Here is a 17,970-nt window from a genome sequence, read left to right as displayed (position 1 = left end):
GGCGTCATCCACAACGCGCCATGCAGGGTTGCGTATGCACCAGAGCCGCTCGGACGCATGTCTCCTGGAGTGCCGAGGAGGAGGGCGTGCTCGCACCTTCCGGCACACCCTCGGGCCTGCTCGTCGAAATGTTTCAGGGGCTCGCGGGTGACGCGCTTCGCGCGCGGCCCTGTCGCTGCATCGCCCTCAGGAGGCGCTCCCTGGGCAAGCCATACACGCGTGTCCCGTCGGCGCCGGTCATGGTGTCCGACGCGAGCATGGCGTTGAGGATGGCCTCCTGGGTGGCCTGCACGGTGGCCTCGAACAAGGGATTGAGTCTGTCATTGGAGAGCACGGTCACGTTCGCGACCGGAGCGCCCTCGGGAGGACTCACGTGCTGGGTGGAGAAGGCGAGGAAGATGTCGCCCGAGAAGTTCTCGCCCAGCCCGCCCATCTTCGAGATGCCCAGCGGGACGCGCCGCGCGATGCGCCCCAACTGGTGAGGCAGCAGGGGCGCGTCGGTCGCGACGATGACGATGATGGAGCCCGCGCCCTCGAACGGGTTCGGTCGGTCACGCGCCCCGGTCGCGCCGCAGGCCGGCAGGTCCTTCAGCATGGGATTGGAGGGCTTGTGGGGACCGGCGTAGCACGGCTTCTGGTCCGCGAGCTGCTCGCCCACCGGCACGCCCTCGACGGTGAAGAGGCGACGAGCGCCGTAGTTGCACTGGACCAGCACGCCGAGCGTGTAGCCACCAGCCGCCGCGGGCAGCCTTCGCGACGCGGTGCCGATGCCGCCCTTGAAGCCGTGGCACACCATGCCCGTGCCTCCGCCCACGGAGCCCTCGACCACCGCGCCGCCGCGTGCCCCGTCCAGCGCCTGGAGCGCGTGTCCGGGCTGGACGTGGAAGCCGTAGATGTCGTTCAGCATGCCGTCCCAGGTCTCCGCGACCACGGGCAGGCCCAGGTCCCACGCGAGCCCTCGGGGCATGGCCCAGCGGATGACGGCCTCGCGGACGGCGCTGATGTCATTGGTGTTGGTGAGCATCACCGGGCCGTTGAGCTCGCCGGACTCGGCCAGCCAATGTGTACCGGTCATCTCCCCGTTGCCGTTGAGCGCGAAGGTGGCCGCGAACACGGGCTCGGCCACCGCGGCCTTGCCGCGTGGGAGCACGGCGGTGACGCCGGTGCGCACCGGCCCCTTTCCTGTCTCGAGCCGCCCCTCGCCGGAGATGAGCGTCGTGTGGCCCACCTCCACGCCGGGCACGTCGGTGATGGCGTCGAGCGGGCCGGCCTGTCCGCCGAAGGTGATACCGAGGTCCCTCGAGCGGGGCCTCGTGGGTGCCGTCTGGGCCAGGGAGGCCACGGGGAGGACCCACAGACACATCACCACCGCCGCACGGGGACGCCAGGAATGGGAGCGCATCCCTGGCTTCCTACTCCGCCTCGCGTCACCCGTGTGGCGCGCGGCCGTGCGCACCCGGGGGCATCCGCCCGGGGCGCACGGTCCGAGGCGTCAGAAGTCGGTGCTGTTCACGCGCTTCCCAGGAGACTTGTTGGACTGCCAGGGGAAGGTCGTGTGCAGCTCCCAGCTCCCAGTGGGGTCCCCATCTGGAGAGCGGTTGTAGGACACGTCATCCACGGTGGTGGTGTAGTTGTACTCGTCCACGAGCGTGCCGTCGGCCTTGCGCAGGCGGACGGAGTCGTTGCTGTTGTTGAGGCCGAGCTGCCCGCTGGAGGCGGCGACCGCGTTGGTGAGGCCGGCGGGGATGCCGGCGGCGCCTCCGAAGATGACGAAGGCCTTGCCCGCGGCGAGCTTGAAGTTCGAGGGGAAGACATGGCGGGGGCCGCCCGTCGTCGCGTCCCACAGCGTCCAGCCGGACATGTCCACGACGGTGGGACCGGTGTTGACGAGCTCCACGAACTCGTAGGCGACGTTGTTCGTGCCGTTGACGGCGGGCTCGTTGGCGAGCACCTCGTTGATGAACACGCGGCCCACGGCCTGGGTGATGGTGATGGCGGTGTCGCTCTCGTCCAGGCGGGAGGGATTGTCCACGTCGATGACGCGCACGCGCACGGCGGAGGACTGGACGTCGGGCAGGGTCCACGCATGGCGGCCCTGGACCGCGGGCACCGAGGCGGCGAGCACCTCCCAGCTCGTGCCGCCGTTGGTGGAGGCCTCGACGCGCACGTTGATGACGCCCCAGGCGTACCACTGGATGGGGAGCACGCTGCCCGCGGTGTAGGTGCCTGCGTTGGGGGACTTGAGGCGTACGAAGGGGCTCGTCGCGGAGGAGAGCGCGTAGGTGCTGACGACGGGGCGGTGGTCGCTCGTGGTGTTCAGGAAGTCAGGCACCCAGTCATCCGCGTGGATGACCTTGGCGGAGTCGGGGACATAGCGCGCCGCGACCTCGTTGGTGACGAGGGTGTGGTCGACCACGTTCTCGAAGCCGATGGAGGTGTCCTCGCCGGCCAGCGACAGCTCCCGGGTGATGAAGGTGTAGTGGTCCGGGTCGGAGACGAAGTTCTGGTACGGCGAGGGCAGCGGCGCACCGGAGGTCGGGTCGAGGGTGATGGACTCGTCGACGTCGTCGTTCCAGTCGCCCAGGATGATGACGTGCTGGGTCGGCAGGTTGTCGGTCAGGTACGTCTCGAGGGCGGCGCTCGCGCGCTCACGGGCGAGGCGGGGACCGGTGGGGTCCGCGCTCTCCGCGCGCATGTGGACCACGATGACGATGAGCGGCGTCTCGACACCCTGGACCTCGGTGGTGAAGTCGACGCGCAGGGGCGGGCGGTTGCTGAAGTCGCTCAGGTCGCCGATGCGCAGCAGCTCCGCGCTCTGGAAGGTGAGGGAGCTGTCGTAGAGCACGCCGACCTTCTGCGTGGTGGCGCCATAGGGCGAGGTGCTGCCGGTCACGTAGGTGGAGTCGTTGGCGAGGAAGCCGCTGAAGCCCGGCAGCTGGGCCTTGAGGGCGTTGAAGTCGGTGACGTCCACCATCTCCACCATGGCCCACAGGTTGGCGCGCTCGGCGAGCATGACGTCGAGCGCGTTGGACACCTGGAGGGCATCCGAGGTGGGCTCGCGAGTGTCGTCGCCGAAGTAGGTGAGGTTCCACTGGCCCACCTTCAGGAGCGGCGAGTTCGAGTTGGGCGCGCCGATCAGCGACAGGGACAGCTCGCGCGACGCCGTGCGGCCGTCCGCGTCCCTCGCGGTGACGATGAACTGGAAGGGACCCTGGCCGGAGGGTGTGCCGGAGAGGACACCCTCCGACGAGGACAGCGAGAGGCCGTCGGGAAGCGTGCCCGAGCTGATGCTCCAGCTCAGCGGCGCGGTGCCTCCGGTGGCCGTGAGCGTGGCCTGGTACGCCTGGCCCTGCGTCCCGCTCGGCAGGGAGGTGGTGGTGATGGAGAACGTGGCGAGGACGGTGGCCGTGATGGCGCGCGAGCCCGTCTTGCCGTGCGCATCCGTGGCGGTGACCGTGAAGTCGAAGCGGCCCGCGTGGGTCAACGTGCCCGAGAGGAGGCCCTGCGGGGACAGCGTCACGCCGGACGGCAGCGTCCCCGATGACGAGAAGGCGAGGGGGGCCTTGCCGCCCGTGGCCTCGACCGTGACCGAGACCGACGAGCCGACTTCCCTCGTGGGGAACGCGAGCTCCGAAACAGCCGGCATCGTGAAGGCGGCGAGGGTCAGCTCGGCCGTCGCGGTGCTGCTGGCGGCGTCCTGGGCGCGGACGGTGAACGTCGACGTGCCCGCCGTGGTGGGCGTGCCGGACAGGACACCGTCGGCGCCGAGGACGAGGCCCGCCGGCAGCGTCCCGGTGGTCACCGTCCAGGTGAAGGGGGCGACGCCGCCGGTGGCGCCCAGGGTGACGGAGTAGGTCTGGCCGGCGTAGGCGTCCTCCAGCGTGCGCGTGGTGATGCCGAGGAGCATCCCCGGACCGGCATCCGTCTCGGATCCGGCGTCGGTCTCGGCGCCCGCGTCGGTCTCGGTCCCCGAGTCGGTGGTGATGCCCCCGTCGGACTCTTGTCCGCCGTCAGGGCCCGTCCCCGCGTCGTCGACCGGCGTGCCGGAGTCCGGCTCGGGGTTGGTGCCGGAGTCGGAGCCTGAGTCTCCTCCTGCGTCCCGGCCCGCATCGGCCTGCGTGCCACTGTCGGGAGCAACAGGGTCGGGGTCGGACGAGCAGGCGGTCAGGAGAAGAAAGACGAGCAGCGGCGCGAGAGCGCGGGACGACGACATCATGAAGACACTCCGGTCGGGGAACGGAGCGCGCGGGGGGAGCGCCAGACTACCGCAGGAGGGTGTCATCGAACCCGGTCATGTTGCTGGTGGGGGCGTCAGGGCACCGCCGGGCATGGCGTCAGCGGCCTCGAGTCGTGCCGGAGCGTCCGGTTCCGGGACGGGTTCCTCGTCGCCCCCTTCTTAGGTGAGCCATGGCGGACCGCGAGACGACCCACATCGGCGTGCCCTGCTTCGTTGACTACGCGGAGGCACTGGCTGGCCGGGAACTGATGTTACAAGGCGTGGGTCCCGACCTGGACTTGTGGCTGCTGGCGCTGGACGGGCCTCGGGATGCGCCGACACAGCCGGCTCCCGCATTCACCTCGACACCCTCGTCGCATCCGCCAGCGCGTGGCGCTGACCGGGGCTCGATGTTCGAGGCGTCGCATCGCTGGACTTCGATGGTCGGAGGGACGTCATGGGACACCTCGTTTGCCTCCTCCGTTGCCCGGATGGCCTGACCGCGCTCCTGCTCGAAGAAGAGGAAGAGCGTCCCGTCTTGAAGCGGGTTTTGCTCGATGCCGTGGGCGGGACGGCCGCTCCAGGGCTCACGGAGACGTTGTCCGCGTGGCGCGCGTTGTCGACCGCGCGGGGGGCCTCGGTCGAGACGTTGGTCCATGTCCTGCGTGTCATGCTGGGGACACTCCCCGGCGAGCCCCCGGCACGAGGGCGCGCGCTGCCGCACCCGTGGCTCCTCCCACCTCCCCAGCGGCCTCGCAGGACCGCGGCCCACCCACGTGGTTACCGGGGCACCATTCATCAACCGCCGAAGCAGCCGACGCCCCCGTCGCTGAACCTCCAGCCATATCTGCTGCGACGGGAGTCGCTCCCCCAGTTGTTGGAGTCGCTCCGCGACCACCTCGACGAGGCCCTGACTCGCCTCGTGGCGCAGGGCTTCTCGCGAGGGGGCGCGAATCGAGTCATCGATGCACTCGGGAAGTCATCGCGTGTGAATGTCTGGTGGGCCTATCATCATGAGGCCCCCGACCCGCGAGGGAACGAACCCCCGCCATGCTACCTCTGGCTGGGGGCCCTTCTCGTGGACGGCCGGCCCGGAAGTCTCGGACGGTTGCTGGCGCTGCGGGGGCGCCTCGGTTTCGAGTCTCAGCCGGACCTCCTCGCGGAGGTCGCCGAAGCGCTGCGTGCGCGCGGAGCCGATGCGGGGCTGGCGTGGCTGGAGGTCGCCGCGGCGCTGCCTCCCGGGGATCAGGTCTCCTTCCTGTCGGCGCTGCGGACCGCCAGGGTTCCGGGGCTGGAGGCGCGAGCCTATGACCTGGCCATCGAGCCGCAGGTCGCGTCGAGGCCCGGGTGGCGCGTGCGCTACCTCGAGGGGCTCGCCATGGGGCTGGATGCGGACTACCTGCTCACGGGCTTCCGCCTGTTGAACCGCTGGGAGTCCTGGGAAACAAGGGCCGCGCCCCTGCTGCCGGATGCGAGCGGCTTCGTTCCAGAGGCGAGCCTCGATGTCTTCGCGGCACGGTTGGCTCCCGGCCTGTGCCTGGGCACGTACCTCGGAATCCTCTGGCGGCTGTGCGGAGCGCTGCCGGGATTCGGAGCGAGCCTCGAGTCGATCCCCTGGCGCTCGTTGACGGTGGAGGCCGCAGGGCGGTTCTCCGAACTGCTGACCACGCTCTGGAGTGACTCGGTCCCGGTCGACGTCGGGCGACGACGGTGGCGGCGCGCGCGGACCATGCTGCCGCGCCTGCTCGGTCTGCTGGAGCGAGTCCCTCCCGAGCACCAGGCCCGTTGCATCGAATGGGTCCACTGGCTCGTCGCGTCCCCGAACAAGGCCGAACCCTGGTCGGCGTCGGAGGAGTGCGTGAGCGCGGTCCTGGTGCTCGCCGAGCGGTGTCGCCGTCCTCCCTTCCTCCCGCGGAGTCAGCTCCCCCAGGCCGTGGAGCCGCTGCTCCACCATCCCGAGGCCAGGGTCCGCGAGCGCCTCCTGGCGCTACCGGAGCGGGTGCTCCGTCGGTTCGAGCGCTGCTGCGTCGACGAGAACCAGGGGGCCCTCGTCTGGCAGGGGATCTCCGTCATGATGGAGCACGCCAGCGACCTGGTCCTCGACGCCTGGGGGTCCAACCCGGAGCTGTTGGCCCGGAGCGCCGCCCTCGTGGGGACGCTGCGAGCCGCGGACGCCCGGGCGCTCCTCGTGGAGTTCGCCCAGCATCCCTGGGTCCGCGAGAATCCATTCACCGCGCCGGAGGTCGATGGGGCCACCCTCGCGCGGGCCTTCTCCTCCGAGGGATTGGAGAACCCCTTCCCGAGGAAGGCCCGACTCGCGTGGACGCAGGCGCGTGTGCTGTCGCCGGGGCAGCAGGCGCGGGCACTCCAGGTCGCGGCGTCGGAGCTGCCTCGCTTGCGTCTCCAGCTCCTCGTGCGCGCATGCTGGCGATGGCTGCGTGGGACGCTGACCGCGGATACTCGGGAGCCGGTGGTCCAGCACGCGCTCCGGATGGCGGCGCTCCTCCAGGACAACCGCCGGCCCTTCCGTCGGTTCCTCGCGCGCTACTTCGCCGGCACCAGCGACCCGGTCCGCCACCATCCCCTGTCGCGAGACTGGTTCCTGCGACACCCCCGCGTCGACGAGGCGCTGTGGCTGCGTGGATTGACGGTGCGTAGGGAGGTGCCTGGGATGGGGGCGGTGACGCTCGCGCTCGAACAGGAGCCGCTGGAGGCCTTGCGGCTGGGGACCCACGTCGGCTCCTGCCTGGCCCTCAACGGGCTCTGCGACTATTCCGCGGTGAGCGCGGTGCTGGACGCCAACAAGCGTGTCCTCTATGCGCGCGATTCCCGTGGGAGGGTGGTGGCCCGGCAACTGCTCGCCATCTCCCGCGACGAGACGCTCGTGCCGTTCGCGGTGTACCCGGAGCGCGTCGAGGCAGGGCTGCGAGACTGCTTCCTCGACTACGACCTCGCCTTCGCCGACGCGCTCGGGTTGCCGCTGTCAGACGGCCCGGAGTTCCCCGACGTCGAGTCGCTGTGGGCCCAGTCGTTCTGGCATGACGGGGCGTGGGACCTGGGCGGGCGCGAGCCTCAGCCCAGCAGCTCCAGGGGCATGGACAGGCCCGCGTCGAACGCGGGCTCGTGACGCAACTGCTCCAGCACCGCGCGGGTGCAGTGCAGCGTCACGAGGGGGAACTGACCGGGCTCGCTGATCCAACGCACGCCGGTCATCAGTTGGTGCTCGCGCAGGAACTCGAGCACCTGCTCTCGGAACAGGCGGCTCTCCTCGCTGGCGCGGGCATGGGCCACCCGCCGGTCCAGGACGACCGAGGATTCGAGCGAACGCCTGCCTCCCCGGCGCGCGGGGGGACGAGGTTGCTCCCGGGGCATGACGATGGCTTCGATCCACATCCCGGCGCCCTCCTGCGAAACGCGTCCAGTCCAACTTGAAGATTATCGGACAAGGAGCGCCGGTGTTGCGCTTCCCGCCCGTCGTACGGAAGGGTGGGGCCACGGCACCCCAATCGCACGGGTCCCTTTTCGGAGCGCGGTACCTACCCCGGAGTGAGGCCCGTCGCTCGGGAGCCTGCCCCGTCGGGTGCTCCTCGGCGGAGCGTCCGGGCGACTGGTGGATGGCGGACTTTTCGCTCGTGGATGACACCCACGCGCCCTGGGACGCCTGCCCCTTCGTGCGCTCATTCCTACCTTGGCGGAGATGAAGGATACCCGTCGGCAGTTCCCGGTCTACGTGCCCGCGCGCACGGTCTGGGCGGTGGGGCTGCAGGTGCTGCTGCTGGCCGTCGTGTGGCTGGTGGTCCGGCAGCTCTTCCCCATCCTGACGTTGCTCGCCGTCGTGCTGCTGCTGTCGCTCGCGTTGGACCTGCTGGTCCGTCGCCTGGTCCGCTGGGGGCTCCGGCGCGGACTGGCCGTGGCGATGGTCGCGCTGATGCTGCTCGGACTGATGGCGTTGTTGGTGGGCACGCTGGTGCCCATGCTCGTCAAGCAGTTGGAGGCGCTGGTGCAGGCGATGCCCGGGCTCATCGACCGGCTCTCCCAGTCTCGCTGGTTCCAGGAGCTGGGCGCGCGCTATGGCGTCTCGTTGCACGCCGAGGACCTGCTGCGCTTCGAGCCCACGGACCTGGCGGGGCGCGCCATCGACGTCTTGTCCTCCACCCTGGCGTTGATCGCCGCGGGCGTCACCGTGGTGGCGCTCACCGTGTTCAGCCTCCTGTTCGGAAGGGACCTCTACGAGAGCATCCTCCAGTGGGTCCCCCCGCGCCGACAGCACCGGGTGCGCCACCTGGTGGCGCGCATGCGCGAGGCCGTGGGCAACTACCTCGCGGGCACGCTGCTGTTGATGACCATGGGAGGGACGGTGGCCGCCACCGTCGCGCTCATCCAGGGCGTCCCGTTCTTCCTCGCGCTCGGGCTGGCGGTGATGATGCTCGGGGTCATCCCGTACATCGGCAGCGTGGTGAGCGCGCTGCTGGTGAGCTTCACCACGCTGGCGACCGTGGGGCTGCGCTCGGCGCTGGTCGCACTCTTCATCTTCATGGGCTACCAGCAACTGGAGTCGAACGTGCTCGGCCCCATGGTGCAGCGGCGGGCCATCAAGATGAACCCGCTGCTCATCTCCATCGTGGTGCTGTCCGGCGGAGCGCTGGCGGGGCTCCTGGGCGCGGTCATCGCCGTGCCCCTGGCCGCCGCCGCGCAGGTGCTCATCCAGGAGGTGCTGCGCGAGCGCAAGGCGCGCTGGCACAAGGCCCACCAGCGGGAGCACGCCGGGCACAAGGTGGGGCGGGGCGCGGTGGAGGAGGGCCTGCTGTTCGCCGGGCCGCTCGGGGCGCCCACGCAGGAGGCCGGACCGCCCAGGCACGACGAGGACGCGCACGGCGAGGAGCCGCCCGCCCCCCGGACCCATTGAAAACCAGAAGGGCCCCCGGTCTCGTCGACCGGGAGCCCTTGGAGCTCACGTCAGGCGTGAGGTGAGACGGCGTGGGCCCCCCGGCCCCGTGGCGAGGCCGAGGGGACGCCGGGTGTCACCTAGCGCCCGGCGGGCGCCGAGCGACCCTGCGAGGTGGCCGCCTTGGACTCCACGGCGGCCACGGAGGCGCCGACCGTGAAGACCATGTCGTCGCGGTCGTTGTAGCTGCCGGACGTGCAGGAGCTGGCCGTGCCGCCGTAGCGGAACTGCGGACGGATGGCGTGCGCGCCGGCCGTGGCGCCCAGCGTGAACGTGTGCGTGAACGTCCGCGCCGCGCCACCGCCCGTGCACGTGTTGTTGGTGGTCAGCGCCGTCCACGACGGGGTGGAGGCGTTGGTCGTGTAGTAGAGGTCGAAGTTGTCGGTCGTGCCCCAGCACCAGACCGTGACCTCGACCGTGACCTGCTTGCCCACCGCGAACGGGCCGTTGTCCACCGTCTTGATGACCACCCGGTCGATGCTCTCGTCGGAGTGGAACGTGCCGGTGGTGCCGTCCGCGCACGACGAGTTGATGGTGTTGGGCTGGTTCTGCTCCACGCCACCGGTCATCGTGCCGCGGCCGTTGACCAGCGTGGTGCCGGTGTCGCAGCCGCAGACGTTGCCGCACGTGGGCACCTTGCGCACGGTGTCGAACGTGGCCAGCGTCGGCGTGCAGATGTTGGTGGTGGTGAAGCTGCGCGCGGCGCTGTTGGCGCTGACGCCGCACACGTCCGCGGCCCGGGCGCGCCAGAAGTACGTGGTGGTGTTGCCCAGGGCGGGCGTCACCGTCCAGTTGCTGGCCGTCAGCCCGGTGGCGGTGCGGACGATGTTGGTGAACGCCGCGTCCGTGGCCACGTCGACCTGGTAGGTCGACGCGCTGGCGACGTCGGACCAGTCGAGCGAGGCGTTGAGGCCCACGCCCGTGGCGCCGTCCGCCGGAATCGACAGCGTGGGCGCCGCCAGCGTCGTGCAGCCGCGCGTGGTGAAGGAGAAGGTCGAGGACCAGGCTCCCACGCCGCCGCACGAGTTGTTCGCGCGGGCGCGCCAGAAGTAGGTGGTGTTCACGTTCAGCGACGGCGACACCGTCCAGGTGCTGCCCACCAGGGACGTGGCCGAGGCGACGATGGTGCCCGTGCCGAAGGTGGAGCTGGTGGCGACCTGCACCTCGTACGTGGAGGCGCCGGACACGTCACCCCAGTCGAGCACCGTGGCCAGCTCCGCGCCCGTGGCGCCGTTGGCCGGCGTGGTCAGCGTGGTGCTGCCGGGCGGTGAGCACGCGGGCGTGGCGCACGAGCAGGTGCTCGCCGGGCTGTAGCAGGCGTTCGAGGACGCCGCGACGATGGAGTAGCAGTACCCACGGCCGTTGGCGACCTCCTGGTCCGTGTAGGTCGTGCCCGTGACGGTGGCGATCTTCGCCTTGCCGAAGTCGCAGCCGGCGAAGCCCTCCGTGCGCATCACCCAGTACTGGCTGGCGCCAGTGACGGTGGACCAGTTCAGGGTGACCTGGCTGTCGCCCGGGGTGGCGGTGTGGGTGGGGGCGGTATTCGGACCGGCGGCACAGCCCGCGGTCGTCGGCGCCGGGGTGGAACAGGCGATGTTGTGGCGGTTGAACGCGTCGAAGATGGCCTGCATGTGCGGCGTGCCGTCCGCGAGGTTGCCGTTGTCGTCGTCCGCCGCCAGCCACTGCATGTAGCCGTTGGTGGTGCCGCAGCCGTCGGACGTGCCGCCGGTGCAGTTGCAGGCGTGCCAGGCGCCGACGTTGCCGCTGCCCTGGTAGAACAGCTTGTTGCCGACGATGAAGGAGGTGTTGTCGTCGTAGCCGTGGCGGGTGGGCAGGTCGCGCTTGACCAGGTCCCAGGCGGCCTGACGCGCGGGGGACGCGGCGCAGTGCACCTGGCGGCTGCACGGGCCGGAGCCGCTGCTGCAGCGGCCGCACACGAAGTTCTGCGGCGTGGCGGGCGGGTTGATGTTGCCCGCGCCGTCGTCGCTGGCCGCCCAGTCCGCGTCGCGCACGCCGGAGCAGCGCAGGTTGCACCACTTGGGGCTGCCCGTCTGCGTCTCGTTCTGGTTCATGCTCAGGCCGTCCGGCGTCGGGCCGCAGCCGTTGTCGAGGGTGTGGAAGAAGCCGTACCCCACGCAGGAGGTCTGCAGGCGGTAGATGGCCGCGATGTCCGCGTAGCCCTCGCTGGAGTTGGAGAGCACGCCGTTGGCGTCGAAGTTGTCGAGGCCGTGGCCCCACTCGTGGTCGAACACGGCGCCGATCTCACCCGTGTTCCGGCAGCCGCCGCCGCTGCGGTAGAAGTTGACGGAGGAGCCGTTCCAGAAGGCGTTGCAGGTGCTGCCGATGTTGACGTTCGCCGGCAGCTGCTGCGTCAGCCAGGTGTTGGACGGCAGGTAGCCGCGGGCCTGCTCGGCCAGCTTGTTCAGCTCGTAGAAGCTGGAGCGCGACGCGGACGTGTTGCCGGCGGAGGTGGTCCGGGTGCTCGTGGAGGCCGGGACGTTGCAGTCGTGGAGCGCGCCGCTGCCCATGTCCAGGCTGCCGCCCAGGGGGTTGGAGACGTTGACGGTGCCGCAGCTGTCGGCGATGCGGACGTACTTGCCGGCCAGCGTGGTGGTGGTGGCGCCGGTGCTGTAGTTGAAGACGCCCGCGCCGTCCGTGAAGTTGTCGGGCGAGGCCTGGGCGGTGTTGGCCCAGGGCATGGGCGAGTTGGGCTGGATGGTGCCGCACGTGGTGTTGGCCGCGCACGCGTCGATGTTGGTGCTGGGGTAGATGCCGCCGGTGATCTGCGCCTCGAAGTAGTGGTTGTCGTCCTCGATGGCGAGCACCTCGCCCGTCTGCGCCTCCACCGTCACCTTCCAGCGCTGCTGGCCGTCCGGATCCTGGAAGCCGTACTCGTAGACGAGGTGGTGCGCGTAGCCGGTGCCGATGGCGCCGGCGAAGGACTCACCCTGGGGCGCGATGGGGGCGATGCGCAGCGTCGGCTGCTGCCACAGGCCCTGGGGGCTGGTGAGCAGCCCGACGAAGCCGTTGCCGACCATCAGCGCCTCGTCCGGGGTCAAGCCCGGGCGGGTGCTGACGTCGACGTTGGCCCAGGACTCGGTGCCGATGAGGATGAGGTTGCCGTGGCTGATGGTGGCCGCGATGCGCGCGTGTCTCACCGGCACGCCGTTGACCACCTGGCCCACGTGGAACTGCCACAGGTTCTCGTTGATGCGCGTGACGCGGGGCTCGCCCAGCTGCATCAGGTCGACGTTGAACGCGGCCTGGTTGTCCGCGATGAACTTGAGCACCAGGTCGCCCACGACGGTGGCGTCCACGTCCGCCACGGAGCGGCCAATGGCCTCGCGCACCCCGTCGAGCGACACGTTGTTGCGGAAGCCATTGCCCGGGATGAGCGGGATGGAGCCCTCGACGGACGACGGCGTGCCCGTGCGGGGGTCGATGTAGACGCGGAAATCCTTGCCGTTGCGAGCGAAGAAGTCATCCCAACGGTTGGCACTCACGGCGCTCATGTTCCGAGTCGCCGTCGCCAACGGGGTGTTCTGGATGGGGAGGTACAGCTCCGGCTTGAAGAAGGCCTTGCTGGCGATGGCGCTCTGGCCCGCGGCTGGCGGCTGCAGGGCCCACGCCGTCGCCGATACGAGCAGGGCAAGACATGCTGCTGACACCTTGGTGTGGCGCATGCGGTTCTCCTCTAAGGGGACCCCGAGGGGGACGAACCCGAGGTGGCTCCGGACGGAGCCCGCACACGCCTTACTGAGACCGTTCGGAGAAATGAATATGCCTTATTCCCAGCCATTCACTTCAAATCAGATCCCCAGGAAAAACGAGGTCCAGGAGTGTTGACTGGCGAACACTGGGGCATACTCCATGTGAATTGAACAATGGCGCACAGAGCGGAAGTGTGCCATGCTCATCGAAATTTATTGACAGGGGCGTCCGGATTCAGCGCGGCCAGATGCGCACCCAGTCATCCTGGATGAGCTTGCCGCTGGTGCGGTCGGTGCTGCCGCTGGCCATGAAGCCCCGGGGCGCGCCGAGCGCGAGCGCGCCCGCCTCCACCCAGACGAGCAGCACGAGCGCCGTGGCGAGCGCGGGGACGCGGACGGCGAGCGCGGGCCGCGAGCGAGTCAGGGCCACGAGCGGCAGGAGCAGCAGCGGCAGCAGGGCGGGGAAGATGGTGAGCAGGCCCCGCGTGTAGCCGAAGAAGGCGAGGGTGATGAGGGCGCGGTGGACCACCACCAGCGTCAGGAGGCTGAAGTCCCTCCACGGGCGCAGGACGGAGAGCGCGGCGCCCGCGACCAGGAGCGCGAGCAGCGGCCACTTGAGCCAGGCGCCCTCCGGGACGAAGAGGTCCACCGGCGCGCGCGTCCCGCTCAGGCCGGTCGGGAGGTTGGAGGCGCCCAGGCCCAGGTTGAGTCCATCCACCCAGCGCTCGAGCTTGGAGAGCCACAGCCGCGTGGCGTCGGCCGGGTGTTCGCGCATCCAGGCGAGGCCCACCGCGTAGCCGTGCAGCAGCAGGTGGCGCTGCGAGGGATTGGCCACGTCCAGGAAGCCGTCCTGGCCGAGCTGGTTGACGGAGTCCGGGGTGAAGCCGCCCGTGGCGCCGGCGTGGTTGGCCATGGCGAAGTTGATGGGGCCATAGACGGTGACGGGGGCCAGCTCCGGCAGGGGCTCCAGCGTGGGCGTGCGGGCGTTGATGTCGCGCAGCACCCGCGCGTTGTGCGTGGCCCAGGGGGCGAGCACCAGGGCACAGACGAGCGCCGCGGCCCCCCAGCGTGTGGCGAGCGTGGCCCAGGGGGTGTCGCCCCGCTGGAGGACGACCCAGGCCATCAGGAAGGGCCAGAGATAGAGGTGTTCGGCGCGGGTGAGCGAGCCCAGGCCCATGAGTCCTCCCAGGAGCACGGCGAGCCCCCAGGAGGGCCGGGCCCGCGCGTGGAGGACGCAGGCGAGGGTCGCGGTGAGGAACAGCGCGTAGAGCACCTCGTTGCTGTACGTGGTGGCGAGCACCAGCCAGCCGAAGCTGGCCGCGAAGAGGGCCGCCGCGAGGAAGCTCCACGCCGTGCCCAACAGCCGCCGCCACCAGGCCCAACTGAGCGCCACCGTCGCCGCGCTCAGGGTGGCCAGACACAGCTTGTAGGGATACGCGTCGCCCTTCGGCTCGCCGAGGACGCGGTACAGCCCCCCCAACAGCCAGGGGAACAGGGGCGGGTGGTAGGGCAGGGTGCCGGCCTTCTCGATGCCTCGCGCCTGGTCCAGGGCGTAGGCGTGGAAGAAGCGCGAGTCGCCGTAGAAGAAGATGGAGAAGGGCCAGGCCCGGTCCGGCGCGGCCTGGAGGTAGAGCCAGCGCAGCAGCAGGCTCGAGACGAACGTCACCGCGACACCCAGCGCGACTGGATGTCGGGACCACAGCGCTCGCGCACCGACGAGGAATCGCCGCATGCCACCCCCGGGAAGGGCCGCACGCTAGCACCGCGGCGGCGCGATTCACCCCACGCGTGGCGCGGGCGCGGTGTGGGAGGAAGGCGGCGAGGCGTTCAGAAAAGCGCCCTTGCCCCGACTTGTTCATGGCAGGGGCCCGCGCGCGCTTCCTAGAGTCCGGGCGCGCTGTCGGCGGTTTCCCGTCACCCTGGCATGGAGGGCCGTGTGTCCCACGCAGGCGAGAAGTCCATCCTGGCCATCGACCTCGGCACCTCGGCGGTGAAGCTGGCCGCCGTCACGCTGCGAGGACGCATCCTCGGAGGCGAGGTGGAGCCGCTGCCCCTGGACCTGATGCCGGACGGGGGCGCGGAGCAGGACCCGGAGGCGTGGTGGGCGGCCATCGTCCGCGGGACGCGCCGGCTCCTCGGCTCCGGGAAGGTGTCCGCGCGGGACATCGTCAGCGTCAACTGCAGCGCCCAGTGGTCCGGCACCGTGGCGGTGGACGAGCGGGGCCGGCCCCTGTGTCCCGCGCTCATCTGGATGGACTCGCGCGGCGCGAAGCACGTCCAGCGCGTGGCGGACGGGCTCATCCCGGTGGAGGGCTATGGCCTCCGCCAGTTGCTGACGTGGATCCGCCTCACCGGCGGCGCGCCGAGCCTGTCCGGCAAGGACCCGATGGGCCACATCCTCTTCCTCCAGGCGGAGCGGCCCGACGTGTACCGGGCGACCTACAAGTTCCTGGAGCCCAAGGATTGGCTCAACCTGCGGCTGTCCGGTCGCTTCGCGGCCTCGCACGACTCCATCACCCTGCACTGGGTGACGGACAACCGCGAGCTGAGCCGCATCGGCTATGACGCGCGGCTCGTCCGGTTGTCCGGCGTGCACCGGGAGAAGCTGCCGGAGCTGGTGCCGGCGGCCACGGTGCTGGGGCCGCTCCATGCGGAGGCGGCGCGCGCGCTGGGGCTGGGCGAGGACGTGCGCGTGGTGACGGGGGCGCCGGACATCCTCGCCGCGGCGGTGGGCTCCGGCGCGGTGCGGGACCTCGAGGCGCACCTGTGCGTGGGCACGTCCTCGTGGCTTAGTTGCCACGTCCCGTACAAGAAGACGGACCTGTTCCACCAGATGGCCTCGGTGCCCTCCGCGCTGCCGGGGCGCTACCTCCTGGCCAACGAGCAGGAGTCCGCCGGCATCTGCCTGAGCTTCCTCAAGGACAACATCCTCTATGGCGACGGCGCGAGCGCCCATGGCGTGGAGGACGACTCGGCGGAGATCTACCAGCGCATGGAGCGCGAGGCGGGCAAGGTGCCCGCGGGCAGCGACCGGCTCATCTTCATGCCCTGGCTCAACGGCGAGCGCAGCCCGGTGGACGACAAGACGCTGCGCGGGGGCTTCTTCAACCAGTCGCTGAAGACGACCCGGGCCCACCTGGTGCGCGCGGTGATGGAGGGCGTGGCCTACAACTCGCGCTGGCTCTTCACGTACGTGGAGCAGTTCGTGGGGCGCAGGCTGGACTCGATGCGCATCATCGGCGGCGGCGCGCGCTCGCCCCTGTGGTGTCAGATCCACGCGGACGTGCTGGGGCGGGCCATCCACCAGGTGGACGAGCCGGTGCTGGCCAACGCGCGGGGCGCCGCGTTCCAGGCGGCGGTGGCGCTCGGTGAGCTGTCCGTGGAGGAGATTCCGTCGCTCGTCCCCATCGCCCGGACCTATGAGCCGGACCCCAGGAACCGCGCGATGTACGACACGCTGTTCCGGGAGTTCGTCAATCTCTACAAGAGCAACAAGGCCATCTTCGCGCGCCTCAACGGCGCGCGGAGCGCCTGACGTCGAGGAGCCCCACATGGCACTGCCCGACCCGAAGTCGATGCGCCTGTTGAACCACGTCCCACCGCGCCTGTTGTCCGTGGCGGAGCGCTACCTCAAGGCCGTGCCGGTGGTGCGCGACCTCCTGTCGAAGGAGACGGACACCCTGATGGGAGAGCTGGAGGGCAGCCTCAAGCCCTACCGGGGGAAGATGTCGACGTTCGACCGGCTGCCGGTGACGGGGCGCTCGCGGGAGGAGGTGCTGCGCGAGATGCAGGCGCTGGAGTCCCAGGAGGAGCTGCGCTGGCGCGACGGCAAGGTGTCCGGCGCCGTGTACAACGGCGACTCGGAGCACATCGACTTCCTCAACCGCGTCTACGGGCTGCATTCACAGAGCAACCCCCTGCACGCCGACCTGTGGCCCAGCGCCACCAAGTTCGAGGCGGAGGTCGTGGCGATGACGGCGAACATGCTGGGCGCCGACGCCGCCAACGCGGGCCGCCCCCAGGCCGAGCACATCTGCGGCGCCATGTCCTCCGGCGGCACGGAGAGCATCATGCTCGCGGTGAAGACGTACCGCGATTACGCCCGCGACGAGCGGGGCATCACCCGCCCGGAGATGGTGGCGCCGTCCAGCGCGCATCCCGCGTTCGACAAGGCCGCGCACTACTTCGGGGTGAAGATGGTGCGCGTGCCCGTGGGGCCGGACTACCGCGCGGACGTGGCCGCCACGAAGAAGGCCCTCAACCGCAACACCATCCTCCTCGTCGGCTCGGCGCCCGGCTTCCCCCACGGCGTCATCGACCCCATCGCGGAGCTGTCCGAGCTGGCGCGCAAGAAGGGCCTGGGCTTCCACACCGACGCGTGCCTGGGCGGCTTCGTGCTGCCGTTCGCGCGCAAGCTGGGGTACGAGGTGCCGCCCTTCGACTTCCGGCTGCCGGGCGTGACGTCCATGTCCGCGGACACACACAAGTTCGGCTACGCGGCCAAGGGCTCGTCGGTCGTGCTGTACCGGGGGACGGAGCTGCGCTCGCACCAGTACTTCACCGCCACCGAGTGGCCCGGCGGCATCTACTTCTCGCCCACCTTCTCCGGCAGCCGGCCCGGCGCGCTCATCGCCGTGGCCTGGGCGTCGCTGGTGAGCATGGGCGAGCAGGGCTACCTGGAGGCCACCCGCCGCATCCTGGAGACGGCGGACACGCTCAAGCAGGGCATCCGCGCGATTCCGGAGCTGCACGTGCTGGGGGACCCGCTGTTCGTCATCGCGTTCGGCTCGCCATCGCTGGACATCTTCAAGGTGATGGAGCGGATGGGCGAGCGGGGCTGGAGCCTCAACGGCCTGCACAAGCCCGCCGCCGTCCACCTGTGCGTGACGCTGCGCCACGCGCAGCCGGGCGTGGCGCAGCGGTTCCTCCAGGACCTGCGCGCGGCGGTGGAGTACGTGAAGGCGAACCCCGGCGAGCAGGGGACGATGGCGCCCGTCTACGGCATGGCCGCCGCCGTCCCCTTCCGTGGCCTCGTGAGCGACCTGCTCAAGAAGTACATGGACCTGCTCTACAAGGTGTGAGCCTCCGGGGCCGCCCCG

The 17,970-nt window shown here is 70.4% G+C and carries 9 protein-coding genes; 4 read left to right on the top strand and 5 right to left on the bottom strand.

Going from position 1 to position 17,970, the window contains the following annotated elements; all coding sequences use genetic code 11:
* Positions 1–133: 133 nt before the first annotated feature.
* Together LZ198_RS26190 and LZ198_RS26185 are read right to left on the bottom strand one after the other, a co-directional pair.
* The gene (locus tag LZ198_RS26190) at positions 134–1,402 is read right to left on the bottom strand and encodes a DmpA family aminopeptidase (protein ID WP_407667464.1); all 1,269 of its coding nucleotides are present in this window, start codon (positions 1,400–1,402) and stop codon (positions 134–136) included.
* 90 nt (positions 1,403–1,492) lie between these two features.
* Entirely contained in the window at positions 1,493–4,216 is a 2,724-nt protein-coding gene (locus LZ198_RS26185) for a putative Ig domain-containing protein (RefSeq protein ID WP_253974788.1), read from the bottom strand.
* Positions 4,217–5,294: 1,078 nt separating this feature from the next.
* Here LZ198_RS26185 and LZ198_RS26180 point away from each other — a divergent pair.
* Complete coding sequence (locus tag LZ198_RS26180) at positions 5,295–7,343, top strand: hypothetical protein (RefSeq protein ID WP_253974787.1); 2,049 nt, start codon at positions 5,295–5,297, stop codon at positions 7,341–7,343.
* On the opposite strand, the gene LZ198_RS26175 is transcribed toward LZ198_RS26180, so the two are convergent.
* A complete protein-coding gene (locus LZ198_RS26175; protein ID WP_253974786.1) occupies positions 7,289–7,609 on the bottom strand; it encodes a hypothetical protein in 321 nt (106 codons plus the stop codon). The genes LZ198_RS26180 and LZ198_RS26175 overlap by 55 nt on opposite strands.
* Positions 7,610–7,913: 304 nt before the next feature.
* Here LZ198_RS26175 and LZ198_RS26170 point away from each other — a divergent pair, with 304 nt between their 5' ends.
* Positions 7,914–9,122 carry an AI-2E family transporter gene (locus tag LZ198_RS26170; protein WP_253974785.1) on the top strand — a complete coding sequence of 403 codons (1,209 nt, stop codon included), beginning with the start codon at positions 7,914–7,916 and terminating at the stop codon, positions 9,120–9,122.
* Between the two features lie 119 nt (positions 9,123–9,241).
* On the opposite strand, the gene LZ198_RS26165 is transcribed toward LZ198_RS26170, so the two are convergent.
* On the bottom strand, positions 9,242–12,844 hold the full coding sequence (locus tag LZ198_RS26165) for an Ig-like domain-containing protein (protein ID WP_253974784.1): 3,603 nt from the start codon (positions 12,842–12,844) through the stop codon (positions 9,242–9,244).
* 262 nt (positions 12,845–13,106) lie between these two features.
* Positions 13,107–14,603, bottom strand: a complete 1,497-nt coding sequence (locus tag LZ198_RS26160) for a glycosyltransferase family 39 protein (RefSeq protein WP_253974783.1) — start codon at positions 14,601–14,603, stop codon at positions 13,107–13,109.
* 192 nt (positions 14,604–14,795) lie between these two features.
* Here LZ198_RS26160 and LZ198_RS26155 point away from each other — a divergent pair, with 192 nt between their 5' ends.
* On the top strand, positions 14,796–16,406 hold the full coding sequence (locus tag LZ198_RS26155; RefSeq protein WP_253974782.1) for a xylulokinase: 1,611 nt from the start codon (positions 14,796–14,798) through the stop codon (positions 16,404–16,406).
* A gap of 16 nt (positions 16,407–16,422) precedes the next feature.
* Positions 16,423–17,952, top strand: coding sequence for a pyridoxal phosphate-dependent decarboxylase family protein (locus LZ198_RS26150; RefSeq protein ID WP_253974781.1), 1,530 nt, complete (start codon positions 16,423–16,425; stop codon positions 17,950–17,952).
* Positions 17,953–17,970 lie beyond the last annotated feature (18 nt).

Origin of the sequence: Myxococcus dinghuensis, from assembly GCF_024198235.1 — a bacterium.
Taxonomy (GTDB): Bacteria; Myxococcota; Myxococcia; order Myxococcales; family Myxococcaceae; genus Myxococcus; species Myxococcus dinghuensis.
The sequence above is the reverse complement of the archived record's forward strand: the minus strand, read 5'-3'. Positions and strand labels throughout refer to the sequence as shown.

Bases quoted from the DNA above. Each gene is read 5' to 3' on its own strand.
- LZ198_RS26170 (WP_253974785.1), top strand. From the start codon at position 7,914: ATGAAGGATACCCGTCGGCAGTTCCCGGTCTACGTGCCCGCGCGCACG.
- LZ198_RS26190 (WP_407667464.1), bottom strand. From the start codon at position 1,402: ATGCGCTCCCATTCCTGGCGTCCCCGTGCGGCGGTGGTGATGTGTCTG.
- LZ198_RS26165 (WP_253974784.1), bottom strand. From the start codon at position 12,844: ATGCGCCACACCAAGGTGTCAGCAGCATGTCTTGCCCTGCTCGTATCG.
- LZ198_RS26185 (WP_253974788.1), bottom strand. From the start codon at position 4,216: ATGATGTCGTCGTCCCGCGCTCTCGCGCCGCTGCTCGTCTTTCTTCTC.
- LZ198_RS26150 (WP_253974781.1), top strand. From the start codon at position 16,423: ATGGCACTGCCCGACCCGAAGTCGATGCGCCTGTTGAACCACGTCCCA.
- LZ198_RS26175 (WP_253974786.1), bottom strand. From the start codon at position 7,609: ATGTGGATCGAAGCCATCGTCATGCCCCGGGAGCAACCTCGTCCCCCC.
- LZ198_RS26160 (WP_253974783.1), bottom strand. From the start codon at position 14,603: ATGCGGCGATTCCTCGTCGGTGCGCGAGCGCTGTGGTCCCGACATCCA.
- LZ198_RS26155 (WP_253974782.1), top strand. From the start codon at position 14,796: ATGGAGGGCCGTGTGTCCCACGCAGGCGAGAAGTCCATCCTGGCCATC.